We start from the raw sequence: 19912 nt of genomic DNA, 5'->3' as shown, positions 1-19912 counted from the left end.
AACGCTCGTAAGACAGCTTTGAAAGTCGAGATAGTCATAAATAGGCTGTTAACTCAAAAACCACTGTAGAAATAAAAGCAAAACAGCCAATTAAACCCCAAACAAACCCAATATTTCCCTTATATAACCCAAACAGCCAAAACCCCGGATAGCCAAGGTCAGGGAAAGGTTTCTATCCAAAAAAACTAAATGTTTCTAGAACGCTGCGCTCTGAGTTATCACTTTTACGTCTAAATGCATCAATTGTAACAATGCTACTATCCGCGCAATAAAAATGCAGTTTTGAATCATTCAAGAGGTCGTATGCGCTTAGCTCTTATTTCACTGGCAGTGGCGAGTCAACTGACTGTTCCTGCCGTCTTTGCTGCCGAAGAGCAGCCCAGTATCGAAACCATCTCCGTCATAGGTTCACGTATCGCCCTGCGGACCGCAACCGACAGCGTGGCACCGGTCGATATCATTACGGCCGAACAACTTGAAGCCACTGGCATGACGGAAACCGCCAAGGCGCTGCAGTTTGCCGCACCTAGCTACAGTTTCCCCTTCTCCTCGGTCACCGATGGCTCAGATGCCGTGCGTCCAGCCAGTCTGCGCGGCCTGTCACCGGACCATACCCTGGTGCTGGTTAATGGTAAACGCCGTCATGGCTCGGCACTGGTCCATCTCTCTGGTACTGTGGGCAAGGGCTCGTCCAACGTTGACTTGAACGCGATCCCTATGACGGCCATCAAACGCATCGAAATTCTCCGTGATGGCGCTTCGGCCCAATATGGCTCTGACGCCATAGCCGGGGTGATCAACGTAGTGCTCAAAGACAACAGTGAAGGTGGCATGGTATCGGCCCAAGCCGGTCAAACCTATCAGGGTGATGGCGAGCAGTGGCGTGTCGGCCTCAACCACGGCCTCAGCATTGGTGACACTGGCTTTGTGAATCTGTCGCTGGAAGCACATCACAAGAACAGCACCAATCGCGCCGGTTTGGATCCGCGTCAGCAATATCCATTGCTGGCCGATGGCAGCCCGGATCCCCGCGAAGAAACCGTTAACCGCAAGAATCACCATGTGGGTGACGCCGAATATGACAACCTGGGGTTGTTTCTCAATGCCGCTCAGGAGTTTGCCAATGACAGCAAACTGTACGCCTTCGGTGGCTTGAGCCAGCGCGAGACCCGCTCCGGCGCCTTCTTCCGCCGTCCACTGGATAGCCGCAATGTTGCCGAAATCTATCCCGATGGTTTCCTGCCGCAGATAACGCCCAAGATCACAGATCAGTCTCTGCTGCTGGGTTATGAATTTAACCTGGGCGAGTGGCAGTTGGATGCCTCGGCCGGATACGGCAAGAACCGCTTTAAGTACCGGGTTGAGAACACACTCAACGCCTCTTTGGGCCCCGGCAGCCAAACCGAATTCGACGCAGGTACCCTGTCCACCGAAGAGTGGAACCTGACTCTGGATGCCTCACGTTACTTCTACTTTTACAATGACTCAGAGCTCCTGGTCGCTGTAGGCACAGCCTGGCGCCAGAACGCTTATCAGGTGGAAGCCGGAGAGCAAGCCTCTTATATCAATGGCGGTTATCAGAACAAGGCCGGCGGCAGCCAAGGCTTTGGCGGCTTTACCCCAGAATCGGCGGTAGATGAGGATAGAGACAACATAGGTGTCTATCTCGAGGTGGAAAACCAACTGACCGACGACTTCTACTGGGCCGCCGCGGTGCGCTATGAAGACTATTCCGACTTTGGTGACAACACCAGTTGGAAGCTGGCCGCCAGATACGATCTGACCGACAACCTGGCACTCAGAGCCACTGCCAACACAGGCTTTCGCGCACCCAGCGTGCAGCAGTTGTACTTCACCAATATCTCGACCCTGTTCAACCCGGATCCCGTGACAGGCCAGCTGGTACCGACCGAGTCGGGCACCTTCAACAACCTGTCTTCCGTGACCCAGGCGCTGCAGGTAGGCAAGCTGCAACCCGAGTTGTCAGAGTCCTTCAGCCTGGGATTGGTGTACACCAATGATTCCGGTCTGGCGGTGACTCTGGATGCCTATCAGATCAGCATAGATGACAGAATCGTGCTCTCCAGCTCACTGACACCGGCCGACTCCCAGGTGGTGGCAGATGCACTGGCCGGTACCAACGCCGAGTCGGCACGCTTCTTTATCAATGCCGTAGATAGCCGCACCCGAGGTGTGGATCTGGTGGTGACCCAGGACTTTGATCTCGGCAGCTACGGCGATCTGCGCGCGAGCCTGGCCTATGCCTATAACGACACGGAAATCCGCGATATCCATCTGCCAAACCTTCTGGATGGCCTGGAAGATCAGCTGTTTGACCGTATAGAGCAGACCCGGATGACCAAGGCCAATCCGAAGAACACAGGTAACCTGGGGCTGACCCACAGCCTGGGCGACTTCAAGACCAACCTGCGCCTGAGTTACTTTGGCCCCTACACCATAGGTTACTCACGTGAAGACGTGGAGTACGACGGTAAGTTCACCGTGGATCTGTCGCTGACCTATGCGGCCACAGATAACCTGAGCTTCACCGCCGGGGTGCAGAACCTGTTCGATACCTATCCGGAAAAACGCCCGGACGACAACAACTTCAACGGGATCTTCGTCTATCCATTGACCAACACACCTTTTGGTTTCAACGGCGGTTACTACTTCCTCGAAGCCAGATACAGCTACTGATTTACCGGAAAACACATTTGCAGGGAAACATATTTGCAGGGAAACATGGGGGCCGGCGATATCGCTGGCCCTTGTGCTTTTTGGCGCTGATCCCCCCTGATATCGGCCGCTTGGCAACTCAAGCGCCTGTCAGGCGCCTGCAGCTTCTCAAAGAGATCAAACTTCCAGCAGGAATGCTATTATACTGAGCCAACCCCTTTCCCCAGAAGATACAAAATGATAGTGGATACTCTGGCCAACCGTGGCCATTACCGAGTGCTGGGCCCGCGTATTCAGGCTGCCCTGGATTATCTGGCCGCAACAGACTTCAGCCAACTGGCCCCCGGCAGCTATGAACTGGATGGTAAAAAGCTGTTTGCCATAATCAACGATTACCACACCAAGCCCAGAGAAACCGAGCCATTCGAGGTACATAGACGCTATCTGGACGTGCAGTATGTGGTCAGTGGTGAAGAGGAGTTTGGCTACCTGCCGCTGGGAGCCCAAACGCCCAGTCGCCCCTATCATGAGGCGCACGACTATGCCGAGTTTGATTATCAATCCAACCGCGAAGCCGCGGCATTTATCCCTTTGAAGGCCGGCATGTTTGCCATCTTCTTCCCCGGAGACATGCATATGCCGGGTACGCTGGCCAAAGCCGTTGCTGTCCGCAAGGTAGTCGTAAAAGTACTGTTGGATTAGAGTAAAACGCCCGCGATTGCGGGCGTTTTTGGGTCAGTGGTTTACTTATCGTCCTGGGTTGTGGGCTTGCAAAGCATCTCCTCGGCGCCATAGCCCCAGGTCACCCTGGCCTCGCCCTGATGCTCCCAGAAGCTGTAGTCACCGCCCTGATACTTGGCACCGCTGCCGCTAGGCACACTGAACATCAAAATGCTTCTGTCGCCGCGCTCGGCAATCATGGTTGCCGGCTCTGTCTCGAAGAAAGTAGTCACCAACTCATTGGCCGGGTTGCCGTCACAGGCAAAGAATACCGGGCCGGTAGACGCCACCAAATGATAACGGGCCTGCAACTCCACTATCCGTCTTTGATATGAATCCCTGGTACATTGCAGCTTGTCTTCACTCTTCCAACATTCGTTGCGGCCCTTGATCCAGCCGCGCTGCTCGGCCTTGAGCAGGGGTGGCTGTTCATTGACCGCCTTGTCACTGGCCTTGGCATAAACTTCGGCCAACTGCTGATCCAGCTTGGCAAGCTCTGGCTCCTGACAAATAAGCATCTCTATGCTGGAAGCCCGCTCGCCCAAGGCGTTGCAATCAAATGTCGGCAGTTCCCGCTCTGTTGCCTGGGGCGAGCTTGAGCCACCACCTGTAACCAATGCGGCGGCAACATCCTGGCTGTTATCCAGTGCCTGCTGCCCGCAGCCACTGAGCGTCGCCGCTGCGACCAACACCAGTAAAAGCCCTGCCTGTGAAACTGTCCCCAAACTCATTTTTGCTCCTTAATCTTCTGGCTAAACCTACTCGCGGATGCCTAAGCCTAGTCTAAAACCCCGCGCCTGTCCGCTGGCTGAATTAAATATCAGATCAATGAGTTGGCTATTAAGCCTTATCGACAAAATCCTGCAATGCCTGCAGATTGGCAATTTTCAGCAAGGCACCCTGTTTTATGACCAGGCCCTTGTCGATAAGCTCTTTTACCGCCCTACGATAGACCCGGCCTGAGGTGCCGAATCGCTCCGCCTCCTGATCCGGGCTGCCACAGGAACCCAGCATCACCTCTTCGTGTTGACGCCTGAGCAGATCGAAAGCGATGTTATAGCTGATGGGGTGCAAGAGCCTATTGGTGTAGATGTCCAGCGAATCCTGATAATCCCAGGCCAGGGCGCTGGCAAAGAAGAGGGTAAATTCGGGTTGTTGCAGCAGCATCTGCCTGACTTTCTTCAGGCATAACTGGCGGATTTCCATCGGCTCTTCGGCCACCACACTCCACTGACAACTGGTGGCGGTAAAGAACTCCATCTCACCGAAAAGGTGCCAGTCGCAATCCAGCTCCCCCAATTGAAACCTGCGACCGTTGACGGCGCAGATATTCATCGACACCCGGCCTTCGGGCACCAGGCACATATGGGTCAACTCCCGCCCCTGAGACAAGAGATCTTCACCGGCCTGCAGCAATTGGCTCTGGCCGCAGCACTCGAGCATGGCGTCGCAAAACGCCTGGTGAGACTGCTTTAGATGCGCACTGAAACGCCCGGTGCTGTATGGTTGCAGCTGCATAACAACAAGATCCCGTAAAGATGATGGCTCATGCTAGCCCATCAGCCTTACGGGCACAAACTTCAGCAACAGAGCGCCTCCAGCGCCGCCAAAGACGCCAGCTTTTCCCCCTGCATCATGGCGCTATCGGCGTCGACATACTGGTTGATGCCCTGTTGCACATCTTCACCATACAAGACCACATTATTGAGCACCGCAGCCACTTCCAGGCCTCTCAGGCGGCCGAGTGTCAGCAGCGCTGCTGTTTCCATGTCGGCCCCCAAGACTCCGAGTCGATGCCAATGACGGCAAATCTCCAGCTCATCATCCCGGTAAAAACTGTCGTGTGAGCGCACTATGCCGGAGTGGAAACGGCAATCGCGGCGCTGCAAATAAGCCGCCATGGCATTGATAAGCTGCCGACTCGCCAGCGCCGGATAGCCGGGCGGCGCATAACAGCCGGAGCCACCGTCATCGCGCACTGCGGCCTCCGCCAGAATCAATTCGCCCAAGGCTATCTGCGGCTGCAGCGCGCCGGCAGAGCCGACCCTAATGACACGGCGGGCGCCACACTGATACAACTCTTCCAGGGCGATAATCGCCGATGGTGCGCCTATGCCTGTGCTGCAAACAGTGACAGCCACGCCTTGGTAAAATCCGCCCATGCTGCGAAACTCGCGGTTCTCTGCCAGCAACCGGCCATCGTCCAACAGCGCGGCAATCCGATTGACCCTTTGTGGCTCACCGCAGAGAATCACCCGCTCACTCACCTGCGCCGGAGACAGACAGATATGCGGCTGTTTATCGGCACTCATCAGCAAGCCTCCGCCGGACGGCTGCCATTGTCTTTGGCGGTACGCATCCACTGACGGGTGCCGTTGGCGGCAATAAACAGCAGGATGATGTATTCAATCGACAGGGCATAAACCCCCTGGGCGGCATAGATGCCGACACTGACCACATTGATAAGTACCCAGAGGATCCAGTTCTCGACATATTTTCGGGTCATCAGAATTTGCGCCACCACAGACAGCACTGTCATCACTGAATCCCAGAAGGGGAATGCATCCGGCTCCAGCACAGGCTGGGCCAGCCCGGCACCAAACAGGTTGAGCGTATCGACACTGACCTGAGCAAAGAGAGCAAATACCGGGTCGATATAGACAGTCATCAGGCCGATGCCCAGTACTGAAACCGCCGCGGTAAAGGCCAGTTTCTGCTTCGACAGCCAACGCACCTTGAGGGTGTCGCCGGTTTGCTGATCCGGCCGGGTCCAGGCATACCAGCCATAGAGATTGGCGCAGAAGAAAAACAGCTGTAGCAGCAAGATGCCATAGAGCTGTATTTGATAAAAAATAATCGCAAACAGAGTTACATTAACCAATCCAAACAGATAGTTAATCGTTTTTTCCTGGCTGGCGAACCAGATACAGAGCAAACCAAATACTGTGCCCACGGCTTCAATCCATGACATGGCATAGCCACTGCCAATGGGAATGTTCACCAGGGTATTGTTGATATCAAACCAAGCGGCAATATCCATCATCTATTCCTTGCATTATTGTGTTTGCGCCAATGTAAGCAGATGGCAAAGCTCAAGTTAAGGACATTTGTCCACCTTGGCTGATTTAAGTCACAGCTCACTCTTGTGTGGCGCCTTCAGCACTGAAGCTGTGCCCTGACGCAGATGTTCACAAAGGAAATTTTCCGCTTTCGGGATTCGCTTTTTTCGATTCGGCAACATTGGGCGCTATGTAACATTTTGGTTAATTCACTCAAGTCAGATGTGACTCAGTTCACTGTCCAGGGCTGGGCTTGCCCCCATGATGCGGGCATACCTTGGAAGCATTTAACCAGCTATGAAAGATATAAAACGACTGGACTATGAATTAATGCAGGTGCTGATCGCCATAGATGAGCACAGAAATTGTCAAAATGCCGCCCATGCCTTGAGGATAAGCAATTCCGCCATCAGCAGGCACCTCAAGCAGCTCAGGGAAATTTTTGATGACACCTTGTATATCCGCCGTGCCAGTGGTTTTATTCCCACCCATAAGGCAAGCCAGTTGCTTCCCATGGTTCAGGACCTGTGTCAGCGCTATCAGGAATTGGAGAATCAGTTCACCGAGTATCAACCGGCCAAATCACGGGAGCACTTTGTTATTTCCGTCTATGATGACTTCAGCCCCATTATTCACAAAATACTCAATAATAAGGTGCGCCCTTTCGCACCTGATATGAGTTTTGATATTCGAATTCTGTCCCACGAATACACCACAGAACTGGAAAACGGCAATATAGATATTGCCGTGATGTCAGAAAGCTATACCGGCGCCCATTTAAAGGGAAATCTATTTGCCGAAGTGAAAAACCTATATTTATTGGGCAACCGTAAACATCCTTTCTTGCAGGATAACGTGCAGGTGACTTTAGAAGACTTGTTCAAGTATCCCTATTATGAGATGGATAATTTCTGCGACTTGCCCGAGCCTTTAATTGTCTCTGCAGCCAAGCGGCGCAACCAGGAGTGTGTCATCGCCGGCTCTACGGGAAGTCTGGCCAGCCTCGCCAGCGTATTGCTGGACATGCCTTACTACTCCATCTCCTGCAATCTCTTTACCACAGATTATGTTGCCGGTTTTCCCAATCTTATTTATAGAAAACTGCCCCTCGAAATAAGTCAGACCCTATTGAGCGAAATAAACACCAACAGAGATATAGGCCATTATGTCGTGGTCAGTGATCTAAATAAATCACAGGCCAGAGACTGGCTTAAGGAGGTATTGGTCAGAGAACTGAAAAGCGAATGGAACCTTAGAAAACCCAACTCATAACAAAAAGTCTCCCGGAATGAAAAATGGCAAGAGTCCGCTCTTGTCAGGGGGAGCTATTACCTAAGGGATAACAAGATGAAACCAAGAATACTGAATATGACCACATATTCGGCAGGGCTGGCTGCGCTCCTTTGTCTGCTGGGGCAAGGGGTTCAAGCAGCAGACAGCTGCCTGAATTGTCACAGTGATCAAGCAAAGTTACAGGCGCTGATAAAGCAGCATCAGATGGAAAAAGAGTCGCTCTCCGTCGAGCAACAATCACTGCAACTCCTGGTAAGCCAAACAGATATGGGTAGTCACGCCGAACTCGGTTGCCGTGACTGCCACAGCAAGGTCGACAAGCCCGGGGACAGAACCTGGCACCCAGGCGTTCTGGCCGATCCCAGTGCCGATGGTGGCAGTGTCTGTGGCGATTGCCATGGCGAGGAGATGATTACCAACTTCCGTCACTCACTGCATTTCACAGTCAATGGTGTCGCCAAGGGCTTGATGGAAAGGTTGCAGCAGACTCCAGAGCGGGCCCAATTGTTTGAACAGATGCATAACGGCGAAGAAGGCTGCGCCAGTTGTCACGCAACCTGCGGCCAGTGCCATGTCAGTGCTCCCGACTTCGCCGGTGGCGGCCTTTTGAACAAGCACGCCTTTGTCGCGACTCCGGATCCGGTCAAAACCTGTGAAACCTGCCACTATGAAAATGCCGAGCAGCACAAAGAGCAAGATGTGCACGTCACCAAGCACGATATGAGCTGTATCGACTGTCACAGTGCCCAGCAGGAATTCCACGGTCGGGACATCAAGCAGATCCCCGAAGGCAGACTCTACAGCGAAGGCCCGGACAGCAACAAGACCGGCCCTTACGAGCAGACCCAGAAACGCGACATAGTAGCGGTGAAATGTGAAGACTGCCACCAGGATAAAGTCGCCGATCACACCGAACTTCTGAGCGGCAAGGCATCTCCCATAGATCACAATGCCAAGCTGAAGTGTACCGCCTGCCACACCCAGCCCTACAGCAACTGCTTCGGTTGCCACCAGGATGACACCTTATCCGTGGGCAACTGGCAGAGTCTAAAAACAGCCGAGACTCCGGAGCAGAACATCAAGCTGGGGCTAAGCATAGCCAATGATAAAAACAGCAAGCTGATCCCGCTGAGCCATTCGGCCGGGATCAGTATCGATGCCGGGGTCAAGGTGGATCTCAAAGATCCGGCCACCAAATCCTATTGGGTGCCCTTTTCTACTCACTTTACCGCCAAGAACCCTCTGGCCACCAAGCAGGCACGCGAAAGTGGGCGCATGTGTGAAAACTGCCACAACACTGATGAGGATATCTTCCTCAAAGAAAGCGATTTGCGCTTGGGAGAGACAGATCCCGTCTCCGAAAGCCAATGGATAGTCCCTAAAGAACGTTTACCCAAACACTGAGCCCAGGAGCCGAACATGAAACATAAGATGATAATCAGTTTACTGCTGTGCGGCCTTGGCAGCATGCAATACGCTCAGGCCCAGGAAAGCGCCTTTCAGACCTCAGGAGTGATCATGGGGCTGAGCAACTATCTGTGGCGTGGCCTGACCATCAGCGATGACAAACCCTCACTGCAGGCCGACCTCATGTTGGAGCATGAGACAGGTTTCTATGCCGGAGTCTCCTTTGAAACCTATAGGTATCAAGGTGATGAGGGCATAGAGAAGGATTATGAAATCGACTACTACGCAGGTTACTACCTGACGGTCAGCGACGAGTTGGGCTTTGGCTTCAATGCCATGCGTTACACCTATGGCGACAGTCACTCCAATCTCGAATATGCCCTATCCATGGATTACAACAGCTTAAACTTGGCGCTCAACTATGATCAGGACTTTGAAACCTGGTACAGCGAGGCCAACTATGCGCTGCCGCTGGCGCAGTATGGCGAGCTGGTTATCCATGGCGGCTATTACTTCGATGCCGAAACCATGGGCTTTGAAGATAAGGGGGAACTGCAAGACAGCGCCTACGATTTGGCGCTGCGCTACAGCTATCCCCTGTTGTCACAGCTGGATCTACTGCTGGAAGCCAGCTATCAGGAGTTTGAGCACGACCACTATATGATAGGACTCGCGTTCAACTTCTAATCAAAGCTAGCTGACGACGAATTCCTCACCATAACAATAATTAGCAACTCCCAAACCCTTGCCCCGCCCCTGCAGCGGGGCTTTTTTTAGGCTCATCGCAGCCCTCCGGGTAATGCACCGGCTTGATCAGGCACATAGCGAGCATTTTCTCGGCGCAATAGGCGGCGCGCAGATAGTCCCGCGCTTTAGCTCCCTTGAGGTTGTGACTCAGCGTCATCAGCCCGAGACGCTCGGCCCTTTGCGCCAATGTTGGCCTTGGTGCCGGCAGGCCATCGGCCAGCTCATCCAGCACCCCATGCAGGGTTTGCTGCATCAGGCCCAGGCGCGGTTGCGGCGCCTGGGGGGCTGACGGCTCGGCCAGCGCCTGCGCGAGTAGTTGCTGGTCGCCGGATTGGGGCAAGGTATCGAAAAAGAGGCTGAACCAGTTATTGAGCAGCAGGGACACTGGCCGCAGGTATAAGTGGCTGGCAGTGCGCTCGATGCGCGCCACTATCAGCTCGGGTACCCGCTCGCCCAGCAACTCCAGATTGGTCACGGCTCTTTGACTCAACTTGTTGTAAGGCAGTGAGAAACTCAGCAGCGCCCGCTCCCTGTCCCAATAGTGCAATTCCATACACTGACTGGCCTGGTTGAAACCACTCAGGTAGAGACCGCTCGGCCGAAAACAAAGGTACTCCTGTTGCCAGTCTATCTCGCCGGCAACAGAGAGACTCACGGGCTCCAGCGGCTTGGTCGCGGGGTAGACCCGGGTATCCTGCAAACGCCGCAGGCGTCCCCAGGCATTGAGTTCGGCCTGAGCCAGGGTTTGGGTCTTACCCTGCCAACCCAGGGCCGACGGCGCGCCTTCCAGCATGGGCAGACCGCGAAATACGCTGGCATAATCCAGCCGCTGCTCGGCTTTGGGGCGGCTCTCGGCCAGGGTGATAAAACGCCCCTGCTCATCCTGCAATACCTGAGTCACACCATGGGCGCCCCCTTCGCTTTGCCAGGGAAAAGCGCCCAGCCCCAGCACCTGCTCCGGCGCTTGTTGATAGGGGCTGAGCGTCTGTGGCTGGCAGCCTTCCAGAGCCGCCAAGGAGCGGGCCAGACAGCTGAGCAGCAATTTTCTATCCCTGACGCCTTGGCCCGAGACATATTTTTCCAGCGTGCCATGCATCTGTTTCAAAGCGGTCAGTGGCAGATTTTGCCTGTCCATGGGCACCAGCAGGAGTTCCAGCTCTACCAGGGACGAGGGTCGCAACCTCTCGATGCCGAGCTCAGTCATCTGCTCCAGCAACTTAAGGCAACGGCTCTTTAACTGATCGCGGCTCTGCTGCCCCAGATACTGCAACTGCGCCTGCTCATCGAGCAGCCATTGCGGCCATTCAAAGGCGATGGCCTGTTCTTGGCAATAGAGCCAGACGGCGAGCAGCGCATAACGCTGCGCCTCTTCGGTGCAGATAATATCCTGCAGCCCCTGTACGCACCGAAAATACAGCTGCTGCCCCTCCAGTTCGACGCAGACGGTGCCTTGCGCAAGCTTAATTTTCGCCGCCCAGCGGCGCTGACTCTGCTGGTACAGGCGGCGAACCTGAGTCTTGCCGGCATCATTCAAAAGCTCGGCCAGATGGAGTTCCACCCGGGGCGGCTCTTCGGCGCGAGTCTCAGGAGATGCGGGCCGCTCCAGCAGATAAAGCGCCGCAGCCACTATGTGTTTACACAGGCCGGAGGCGCCGCAATCGCAGCGACTGGCGAGCGGGTTATCCCAATCCAGCTGCCCCTTTTGCCCTTCAAACTCAAAGCCATAATCCAGCATCTGCGGCTGGCTTTTCTCCAACGCCTTGCGGGCCCGGCGCACCAAACCTGCACTACCTAGGCTGGTGAGTATGGTTTCATTCATCGGCGTAGCCCCATAGTCAGCGCCAGCCATTCGGCAAAGTTATCCGGGCTGAGTGAACCTATCTCCATCCCCAGGCGCTGCAGGTTGTCGGTGCTAAAAGTGCTGTAGAAAGGCTCGGCATCGTGATTCATGGCGGTCATCCCCAGCATCTTGATACCACTGTCTATCATCCCCTGGGCCTGGGCCAGTAAGGCCTGCATCGAACCGCCCTCTTCAAAGTCGGACACGGTTGCCACCACAGAGCGCCCCGGCTCGGAGCAGAGTTGCTGACAATAGCGCCAGGCCTGGGAGATTAGGGTGCCGCCGCCCAACTGGCAATTCAGCAACACAGACACGGGGTCCTGGGCCTGCTCACTCAAGTCCACCACTTGGGTGTCGAACACCACCAGCGACAACTTCACCGATGGCAAGCGGGTCAGGATCCCGGCGATCACTGCCGAGTAGATCAGCGAAGTCGCCATGGAGCCGGACTGATCTATGCAGAGCACTATGTGCCAGGGCAGTTGGTGCTGCTGACGGGCATGGAAATAGATCCGCTCGAAACAGACCTTCTCGCCATCAAAATGCTTGAGGTTGCGGCGAATACTGGTCTGCCAATCCAGATTGGCCAGCCGTTTCACCGGACTGTGGGCCTGGCGGTTGAGCCTGCCACTCAAGTTGTTGATATAGGTCGGCCGCAGGCGACGCAGCAACTCCTCGACCACTCCCTGAATAATTCGCTCTACCTGTTGCCGAATGGCCGGCTTGTGATGGGCATTGAGTTTCAGCAACTGCTTCAGCACCCCCATACTGGGAGTGATCTTTTCCAGCACCTGCGGCTGCTCCAACACCTGATGCAACCCAAAGCGCTCGACCGCATCGGACTGCAGCCTGTCGTTGACCGAACGGGGAAACAGGGTCTCCGCCGCCTCCAGCCAGTTGGTCACTGCCAACTCGCTTTCCCCCAAGCCTGCGCTTACCTTGAAGCCACGCTGCAGCTGGCCCTCCTGATAGAGCTGCTGCAACACCTCATCCTGTTGCTGTTGCCGGGAGCTGAGACGGGTATCAAGCGCGTTGGCATAGCGCCCCAATACCAGACGCCAGCGCTGCTTCAGTTGCTCATCCATTGACTCAATCCTTGTTGCTCCAGGTCAATTCGCAGCTGCCGCTCCAGCGCCAACCCCTGTTGAAAGTCCTGTTCAGATATCCCGTATTGCAACCAATTCAGGCCATTATCCCACTGATTCAGCTGCAGCAAGCGGCGGCAGAGCTCATCCACCTCTCTGGCATCCAGCGCGCAGAACAAGCCCCTCATGGCCGGTAGCTTGTCGATAAACTGTGCCTCACTCAGCTCACTGAGCCAGTGATTCAGCATGGGCAACAGGCCATGGTCTTGCCGCAACCAGTGTGGCACCACCTTGAGCAGCGCCTCAATCACAGGGAAGGGATCGTTTTGCAGCTGCAACTGTTGCAGCAGTGGCGCCGGGTCCAACTTGTCCAGCTCGATAGCCAAGGCCTGCAGGACAAAATAGAGCACGGGTCGATGGGCGTTATGGCTTGTCAACCAGCGCAGTCTGTCACGCCAGGGAGACTCGAGCTCATCCTGATGCAAGACAGCTACGCTCTGCAGATCCAACAGTAACTTCACCGCCTCTTCATCGCTCAGGCGGTTGATTGCCGGTAAATGAAAGCCGACCTGATGCCACAGGGCTTTTTGGTAAGCCAGCAGCTCAATATCGGCAAACAGTGGATGATGCGCTGCCGCCAGCAAGGTCATAAAGCTATTGGCCAGTTGCTGAATGTCGCTACATTGGCTTATCTGCTGCGCAATGGCATGGGCGCTCAGCTCTTCCGGCATCCCCAGATGTAATGTCAACACCAGTTTTTCCACCAGTTGCTGCAAATCTTCCTGGGGCAACTCACTGAGCCGCCATTTCACCACCAGCTCGAGACGTAGCCCCAGGCTGGATTTCTCGGCCAGTGCCACTTCCACCGCCGGAGTCCAATGATAGTCCCAATGTTCGTGGCGATGGTTGAACTTCAATTGCCGGATGACCGGCATACCATTTTGCGGCCTGGCAAAACCGCTGCCCACAAACAGCAGCCGACACAGGAGGCGACGGCGCTCAATATGCTTGTCCGTCATGGCGTAGAGATCGAAGTGGCAGCGGCCCGGTTTATCCGTCTGCAATCTGGCCTTACGACATAGCGCCAACACCTCTTCCACCAGCGGCAAACTGGGTTGGTCGGCCGGTAACTGCCCCAGGGCATCGCCGCTGAGCACCTTTTGCCAGGGTTCGAGTGTCGATGCCGACAGCTGCTGTTTAATCAGGCAGCTGCCCAGAGAATCCAGCAGATCATAGCTGCCGGGGCGCGCCAAGCCACGCAAACGACAGAGGGCCTGCAGATGCTCAAAGCAGTTTTTTTTATAGATCAGCGGCAGTTGCGGCATCCGCTCCAAGAGGTAGAGCAACCAATCATCGGCGTTCAATTGCCGCTGCTGAAACTGCCAGCGACAGAAGGCCGGATAAGGCATACCGGCGCCATAGCCTTTGCGGGCATCCAGCAAGGCGTCACTAAAACGGATCACAAAGCTGTCTTGCGTGTCATCGACGACGATCGCCTCGGCCTCGTCGGCAAAGTTAATCAACGCCGGGGTATGAAAACCACCTGTGAGCACGGCCACTCGCTCATAGCGGCGGCGGGCCGCCTTGATATGGGCCCGCATCTGGGTTTCACGGGCCAGATCGCCCATCTCTTCCAGGCTGTCTGTGCCAAAGCAGGCACGACTGGCGGCGCAGAACAGCAATACCTGGGTAAAGAAGCTCTCGGCCGAGGCGAAATGCTGTTGTTCAAACAAACGCTGCCAGAGTTCGTCGGCATCCCGGCATCCCAGTTGCTGCTGTAGGCGGCGGCTGTAGTCCGAGCTTAAAAAGCGGCTATCACTCCAACGGTTGCTTACACCGCCCTCCTGCGCCTTTTCATCCAGATCGATGAAGATCACCTCAATGCCCTGCGCCGTCGCCCAGCGCAGCGCCTGCCATTCAGGGCTGTTCTCGGCCAGAGGGTAGTAGCTGCCACTCTGATAGATGGCAATGGGCGGCACCACAGTATCGCGCTGCAGCAGCGACAGATGGCGGATAAAACTGCCGGGGGCTTCTATTAACACAGCCTGAGGCTGCCGGCGCTGCAACTGCTCCAGCGCCATGGCGGCGCAGGCGGGGCTGTGATGCCGCAGCGGCAACCAGCACACCCCGGGATCGGCCGCGGCGGCCTTGAGCAGTTCACCAAACTCCCCTCTAAGGAACATCACCTCATCCACAGAGCTTTTCCTGCCTGGAAGAAGGCTTGCCAACCCTGGCGTTCACGGGCGACCACATCCATGTAATGAGCCAGCTTCTTCACATCGTCGGCCTTGTCCTTGATTAGCGTGCCGTGCATCTGCTGCACCAACTGGGCGGCACTCATGGGCTCTTGCCAATAGAGGCTGTGCAGGGCGCAGCCATGCACTATATTAACCGCCTCGGCCGTGGACAGAGTGGCATCCATCGCCTGTGGGCCGACGGTACTGCGAAGGTCGTGAAATACCCGTACCAGCAAGTCCACCAGCGCTTCATCCAGCTGCACCTGTTGGCCGCTGTCCGCCAGACGTTGGCTCACCTGAGCCAAAATCAGCTGGCGCTCCAGCAGAGGATCGCTGAGCACAGGCACTGTCTCGAAGTTGAAACGGCGCTTGAGCGCGCTGGACATCTCGTTGACCCCACGATCCAGCAGGTTGGCGGTGGCTATCAGGTTGAAGCCGGGTTTGGCCTGAATCGAGACGCCCAGTTCGGGGATACTGAGGCTTTTTTCCGACATCAGCGAGATCAGCACATCCTGCACCTCCTGCGGGCAGCGGGTGATCTCTTCAATACGCACCAGCTTGCCCTGCTCCATCGCCTGATAGACGGGGCTTTTCAGTAAAGCCTCCAGGCTGGGGCCACCGGACAGCAACAGGGCAAAGTTCCAGCTGTACTTGAGCTGCTCCTCCGTGGTGCCTGCTGTGCCCTGAATGAGATACTCACTGCTGCCGCTGATGGCGGCGCTCAACAGCTCAGAAAGCATCGACTTGGCGGTACCGGGTTCACCGACCAGCATCAGGCCGTTGTTGCCCATCAGGCTGACAATGGCCCGCTCCACCAGGGCATCTTCCCCGTAGTATTTTCGGCTGATATCAAGCGCCGCATCGCCGCAGATAAAACGTCGCACCGCCCCGGCCGACATCGCCCAACCCGGTGGAATAACGCCCTTGTCGGCCGCCATCAAGCGTTGCAATTCATCCCGATAACGCTGCTCGGCATGAGCCCGAATGACTTGTTCCATCCTGTTTGCTTCTCCTTATTGGCTGCCACCAGTAAGGAAGCAGCCTAATCCATCCGTTATCGACCTTTACCAGGGCAGTTTCGATTCCCAGTCCGGATCTGCCACACACTTGTCGCCGACTTCACGATAGTCAACGGCGATGGCATTGAGCAGGTTGACCGGCACCTCGGCCAACGGCAATTGACGGTAGCGGGCATAGCGGCCACGGGGGTTGGTCCGCTCCATGACCCTGATGTCATAGATGGCGGCGGCCTCGTTTTCTTCCGGCACGCAGTTACCGCTGAAGCCGAACTCCACTCTCAGCCCCAGGGTATCGAAACGCTTGAAGTAGTGATCAAAGAAACCGCCGTCTTCCGCTTCACCGCGCTGATAACCTTTCTTGGTCAACAGGCCACGCAGGGTATAGCAGTCGGTCATCCGGCCGTGCTGGTCATTGAGTGCCTCCTGACCTTCAGTTAGCGTCACTTCGGCACTTCGCAGCTGCTCGAACAACGGCTTGACCTTGTAATCCTTGAGATGTGAACGCCAGGCATCCAGCGCTGCCACCGGTAACAGGTTACCGCTCACCAGGCGTATACTCGCCGCAGCGGGCAGTTGCAGCTCTTCATCGTCAATATCGATAAAGGCGCCGTCTTCCGTGGGTCTGAAGGTTTGCCATTGACCATCAATCTCCACCTGCCAGAGGGTGCGCTGCAACAGGCGATACATGACCGGATGCTGATGCAGGTATTGCTGCCAGTCCGCGGCGAGCCAATGCCGCTCTGTGACCATGGCCTCATACAATCTGGCACTTTGCTGTTCAACCACCTGCTTGAGTTCTTTCTTGCAGTTGCTGAACCATTTTTTCACTTCGGCAATATCGCCTTCGTTGTCTGTCTGCCGAGGTTGCGGCAGGCTCTTGAGCAGCTTGCCCTCTTCGTTGAGCAATCTCAGCTTGAGGTCGTCCCCGAGTGCCAGCGCCAAAGTACGGCTGCCGAATTCAAACGGGCTGGGCTGGGTCAGATGTTCGAGCCCGGCCGTCTGCACAGTGCGATCCGCCAGTTCATCCTGAGTCCAGCCGTTACGGGCCGCAATTTGACTGACTTGCGCCCGCGCCAGCTCCTGCACCGAGTTGGTGCGATAACGCCGCGAAATACTCAGCAGAAACTGAATCGCCACAGGATCGTCCGAGTTGGCCAAAGCCTGCAACATGGCCTCTATCTGTGCCCGCCGCTCATAGCGCTTCTTCATAAAGGGTTGGATCATGCCCAGCAGGGTTTGCGCATCGCCGCCAGCGATCAGGGCCAACATCCCCTTGTCTTTGATGGCCGAGCCCAGGAGCTCATTCTTTTTCTCGGCAAAGCAGGCCTGAAACGCATCCTCAAGGGTCTTGTGTTGATACTCTTTACCCCAGTTATACCGGGCCCATTGCTGGAAAATTTGCAACTGTTGATGTTGGTGAGCGTTGGCGTATGCCAGCGCCTCATCATCCGAAGGGCAACGGGTATCCTGGGCGATAAATGCCGCCAGAATAAAATGCCCCAGACGCTGACGGCTTTCGCTATCCAGCAGCAACAGATAGTGACTCAGCAATGGGTTACCCTGAGGCTGCTTGAGCTTCACCGCCAAGACGACCCACCAGAACACCAGTTCGGGCTCGACCGGGTTGCCATCTTCAAAACGGCATGCGGGCAGCGCTTCACGCGGGAACCAATCCATAGACTTGGGTGGCGCCTTTTTAAGGCCGGCCTTGGCTTCGGCCAGCAGCGCTTCCTTGCCAAGGAACTGGCTGATATCGGCGCCGGTTTGCAACAAGGCTTCCAGCAACACTACCCGGGTTGGCATATCTTTCTCTTTCTTCAGCGCCTGGCTCAATGCCTCCTGCGCCGAAGCCGCCTTGAGGCGACCCAGCCAAGTGGCGGCCAGCACCCGGTTATCCTTGCTGCCGGAGGCCAGCTCAGGAGTAATCAGGCTGATATCGGCGCCGTGGCGTTCGGCGCAGTACTGAGCCGCCGCCTGTATGGCTTTGCGACCATGGAAGGCATGTTCATGAACCTTTCTTTGCCAGTGCTGCGGCAGCTTGGGAAATTCGGCCAGAATCGCCAAGGTCTGTATCAATACCTGATTGGCATCGTGTCGATAGGTGCCATTGAGCACCCGGCCATTGAGGCCATGCTCTATATAGTCGGGGTTTTCGGCAAAGAAGGGCCAGATCAGCAGTTGTTCACAGGCGGCAGGCAACCAGTCATCTTCGCGGCCTTCGTAACCAAACAGGGCTTCAACCAAGGCCGCGGCGGGTTGATTCTCTTGGTTGCACAGGCTCAAGAGTTGCCGTAAATCCGTCATTCCCTGCAGACTTTTCAGAATATGTTCCTGCCCCAGCATACGTTCCCAGGAATGGCAGGAGAGCTCATGACGTTCCATCCGCAAAATAAGCCGCAGACAGGCCTTGGGGTGCTCATCGAGATCGGCGTGGCTGATCAGAGAATAAAACCCTGACAGAGATGATTGCCGGCCATTTTCGAGATCCATCAGCGCCGCTTGCAGCTTGGCACTACTGATCTGCTGCCACTGCTGCAGACTTTTCCGGTAGTCGGCCAAATGCCTTTTGCGATAGCTGGGGGCATCTGGGTGCTCCGCCGCAGCGATATCTTCTTCGAACTCTTTGATCTCTTTAGCCAACTGCTTTTCACACAGACCGAGCCATTCTTCAGGCACTTTGACGTTTTTATCAATGGCCGCAACGGCCGGAATATCCCAGCTAAACTGGTCACTCTGTTGCTGCCGGGTCGTGTTATCCAGCATTTTCGCCAGTGCCGTTTTTACAGCAGCGGATTTCTCTTCACTGTGCCAGCGCTGCAGCAAGGGGGTCGCTTCAGGATAGAGGCCAGCCACAACCAGCCAGTGACCACGGGTAGCCGCCTTGGCGCCCGGAAATTCCCGCTCCAGAAACGCCAGCAGTTGCTGTTGCGGGCTCTTTTTCAGCAGTTTCAGGGCCTCTTCACGGACAGTCGCCGAACCATCGGCGGCCAACGCCATGACCAGCGGCAGCTGCGCCTGTGACAGGGTCTGACAGGCTTTATTAAGCAAAGCACAAAAGGTTTCGCGGCCGCTGAAATGTAACTGTTTCAACAGCTGCAGATATTCAGGATCTTCACTGAGCTTGAGCCAGTCGGTACTCTTCCTCAGCGCGGTGCGGAATGTATCGTTATAATAAGAGTCGGAACCTTCAAGAACAAAGGCTTCCAGCTCATGGGGCGGGTGCTCATATTGCGCGACCAGCGAAGCCAGATAGTCACGACTGGGCAGATCTTTGCCCGCCAAACGGCAACCGTAATACTCTTCCGCCAACTCTCGGAACAGCATCAGCACGCCATTGAGCCAGCCGCTCGAGGTGTTTTGCACGCCGTAGATGCTTATATCTGGGTTGCAGGCATGACACACCAAGCCGAGACGGCGCATAACGGCCGGTTCATTACAGGCACCGGTTGCCACAAACTGGTTGATGGCTTCACGGGCCTGAACCAGCCGCTCATCATTTTGTCCGTAGCCATAGGGAACACCCGGCCGCGCCAGTGTTTCTCTAGCACTGAGCTGCTGGAGCTGCGACAGGCACGCCACAGGTTCACCGGTCAAAATATACTGACTGACGGCTTGTGCCAAACCCGTTTGCTGCTCATCGATAATCCGGCAAGCGTCTAGCAATAACTTGTCTGTATTGGGGCGAGTGAAGGCTTCAAGCTTGTTTTTTAATACGTCCAGCATCTCTCATATTCCTTGAGTCATTAGCAAATATGTCTTCCTTCCCCCAATAGCAGACATTCAGTAAACACCTGCTTAAGCCGGAGGCCGAGCCTCCTTTTCGGACGAG

Annotated in this window: 14 protein-coding genes; 5 read left to right on the top strand and 9 right to left on the bottom strand. The window is 55.6% G+C overall.

Annotation, left to right across the window (positions count from 1 at the left end; translation table 11 throughout):
• The first annotated feature begins 303 nt into the window (after nt 1-303).
• Together N512_RS0104950 and N512_RS0104945 are read left to right on the top strand one after the other, a co-directional pair.
• Nucleotides 304-2697: a TonB-dependent receptor plug domain-containing protein gene (locus N512_RS0104950; protein WP_028779611.1), complete on the top strand. Its 2394-nt coding sequence runs from the start codon at nt 304-306 to the stop codon at nt 2695-2697.
• A 216-nt stretch (nt 2698-2913) separates the two neighbouring features.
• On the top strand, nt 2914-3378 hold the full coding sequence (locus N512_RS0104945) for a YhcH/YjgK/YiaL family protein (RefSeq protein ID WP_028779610.1): 465 nt from the start codon (nt 2914-2916) through the stop codon (nt 3376-3378).
• Nucleotides 3379-3419: 41 nt separating this feature from the next.
• On the opposite strand, the gene N512_RS0104940 is transcribed toward N512_RS0104945, so the two are convergent.
• The 4 genes from N512_RS0104940 to pnuC all read right to left on the bottom strand — a co-directional run bounded on the left by N512_RS0104940 (nt 3420) and on the right by pnuC (nt 6439).
• Nucleotides 3420-4127, bottom strand: coding sequence for an MliC family protein (locus tag N512_RS0104940; RefSeq protein ID WP_028779609.1), 708 nt, complete (start codon nt 4125-4127; stop codon nt 3420-3422).
• Between the two features lie 109 nt (nt 4128-4236).
• Nucleotides 4237-4914: a Crp/Fnr family transcriptional regulator gene (locus N512_RS0104935; protein ID WP_025009282.1), complete on the bottom strand. Its 678-nt coding sequence runs from the start codon at nt 4912-4914 to the stop codon at nt 4237-4239.
• Between the two features lie 62 nt (nt 4915-4976).
• On the bottom strand, nt 4977-5708 hold the full coding sequence (locus N512_RS0104930; RefSeq protein WP_037474249.1) for a nucleoside phosphorylase: 732 nt from the start codon (nt 5706-5708) through the stop codon (nt 4977-4979).
• The gene (pnuC, locus tag N512_RS0104925) at nt 5708-6439 is read right to left on the bottom strand and encodes a nicotinamide riboside transporter PnuC (protein WP_269149838.1); all 732 of its coding nucleotides are present in this window, start codon (nt 6437-6439) and stop codon (nt 5708-5710) included. Before pnuC ends, N512_RS0104930 begins: the two co-directional genes overlap by 1 nt.
• 313 nt (nt 6440-6752) lie before the next feature.
• Between pnuC and N512_RS0104920 the strand changes: the two genes are divergently transcribed.
• The 3 genes from N512_RS0104920 (at nt 6753) to N512_RS0104910 (ending at nt 9842) form a co-directional block, all read left to right on the top strand.
• A complete protein-coding gene (locus N512_RS0104920) occupies nt 6753-7727 on the top strand; it encodes a LysR family transcriptional regulator (RefSeq protein ID WP_028779607.1) in 975 nt (324 codons plus the stop codon).
• Between the two features lie 75 nt (nt 7728-7802).
• Nucleotides 7803-9152, top strand: a complete 1350-nt coding sequence (locus tag N512_RS0104915; protein ID WP_156029068.1) for a hypothetical protein — start codon at nt 7803-7805, stop codon at nt 9150-9152.
• A 15-nt stretch (nt 9153-9167) separates the two neighbouring features.
• Complete coding sequence (locus N512_RS0104910) at nt 9168-9842, top strand: TorF family putative porin (RefSeq protein WP_037474246.1); 675 nt, start codon at nt 9168-9170, stop codon at nt 9840-9842.
• A gap of 40 nt (nt 9843-9882) precedes the next feature.
• Here the strand turns inward: N512_RS0104910 and N512_RS0104905 are convergent, their stop codons facing one another.
• From N512_RS0104905 to N512_RS23695, 5 genes are all read right to left on the bottom strand, one after another.
• Nucleotides 9883-11721, bottom strand: coding sequence for an SWIM zinc finger family protein (locus N512_RS0104905; RefSeq protein WP_028779604.1), 1839 nt, complete (start codon nt 11719-11721; stop codon nt 9883-9885).
• Nucleotides 11718-12827 carry a VWA domain-containing protein gene (locus N512_RS0104900; protein ID WP_028779603.1) on the bottom strand — a complete coding sequence of 370 codons (1110 nt, stop codon included), beginning with the start codon at nt 12825-12827 and terminating at the stop codon, nt 11718-11720. The genes N512_RS0104905 and N512_RS0104900 overlap by 4 nt, the downstream gene beginning before the upstream one ends.
• Nucleotides 12812-15022: a DUF5682 family protein gene (locus N512_RS0104895; RefSeq protein WP_028779602.1), complete on the bottom strand. Its 2211-nt coding sequence runs from the start codon at nt 15020-15022 to the stop codon at nt 12812-12814. The genes N512_RS0104900 and N512_RS0104895 overlap by 16 nt, the downstream gene beginning before the upstream one ends.
• Nucleotides 15010-16062 (bottom strand): AAA family ATPase, encoded by a 1053-nt coding sequence (locus N512_RS0104890; protein WP_028779601.1) that lies wholly within the window; start codon nt 16060-16062, stop codon nt 15010-15012. The genes N512_RS0104895 and N512_RS0104890 overlap by 13 nt, the downstream gene beginning before the upstream one ends.
• Nucleotides 16063-16128: 66 nt before the next feature.
• A complete protein-coding gene (locus N512_RS23695) occupies nt 16129-19806 on the bottom strand; it encodes a DUF4132 domain-containing protein (RefSeq protein ID WP_028779600.1) in 3678 nt (1225 codons plus the stop codon).
• Nucleotides 19807-19912: the final 106 nt, after the last annotated feature.

The organism is Shewanella sp. 38A_GOM-205m, assembly GCF_000518445.1.
Lineage (GTDB): Bacteria > Pseudomonadota > Gammaproteobacteria > Enterobacterales > Shewanellaceae > Shewanella > Shewanella algae.
Note: the sequence above shows the minus strand (reverse complement) of the source record. Positions and strands in the feature narration are given on the sequence as shown.

Bases quoted from the DNA above. Each gene is read 5' to 3' on its own strand.
- N512_RS0104950 (WP_028779611.1), top strand. From the start codon at position 304: ATGCGCTTAGCTCTTATTTCACTGGCAGTGGCGAGTCAACTGACTGTT.
- N512_RS0104945 (WP_028779610.1), top strand. From the start codon at position 2,914: ATGATAGTGGATACTCTGGCCAACCGTGGCCATTACCGAGTGCTGGGC.
- N512_RS0104940 (WP_028779609.1), bottom strand. From the start codon at position 4,127: ATGAGTTTGGGGACAGTTTCACAGGCAGGGCTTTTACTGGTGTTGGTC.
- N512_RS0104935 (WP_025009282.1), bottom strand. From the start codon at position 4,914: ATGCAGCTGCAACCATACAGCACCGGGCGTTTCAGTGCGCATCTAAAG.
- N512_RS0104930 (WP_037474249.1), bottom strand. From the start codon at position 5,708: ATGAGTGCCGATAAACAGCCGCATATCTGTCTGTCTCCGGCGCAGGTG.
- pnuC (WP_269149838.1), bottom strand. From the start codon at position 6,439: ATGATGGATATTGCCGCTTGGTTTGATATCAACAATACCCTGGTGAAC.
- N512_RS0104920 (WP_028779607.1), top strand. From the start codon at position 6,753: ATGAAAGATATAAAACGACTGGACTATGAATTAATGCAGGTGCTGATC.
- N512_RS0104915 (WP_156029068.1), top strand. From the start codon at position 7,803: ATGAAACCAAGAATACTGAATATGACCACATATTCGGCAGGGCTGGCT.
- N512_RS0104910 (WP_037474246.1), top strand. From the start codon at position 9,168: ATGAAACATAAGATGATAATCAGTTTACTGCTGTGCGGCCTTGGCAGC.
- N512_RS0104905 (WP_028779604.1), bottom strand. From the start codon at position 11,721: ATGAATGAAACCATACTCACCAGCCTAGGTAGTGCAGGTTTGGTGCGC.
- N512_RS0104900 (WP_028779603.1), bottom strand. From the start codon at position 12,827: ATGGATGAGCAACTGAAGCAGCGCTGGCGTCTGGTATTGGGGCGCTAT.
- N512_RS0104890 (WP_028779601.1), bottom strand. From the start codon at position 16,062: ATGGAACAAGTCATTCGGGCTCATGCCGAGCAGCGTTATCGGGATGAA.
- N512_RS23695 (WP_028779600.1), bottom strand. From the start codon at position 19,806: ATGCTGGACGTATTAAAAAACAAGCTTGAAGCCTTCACTCGCCCCAAT.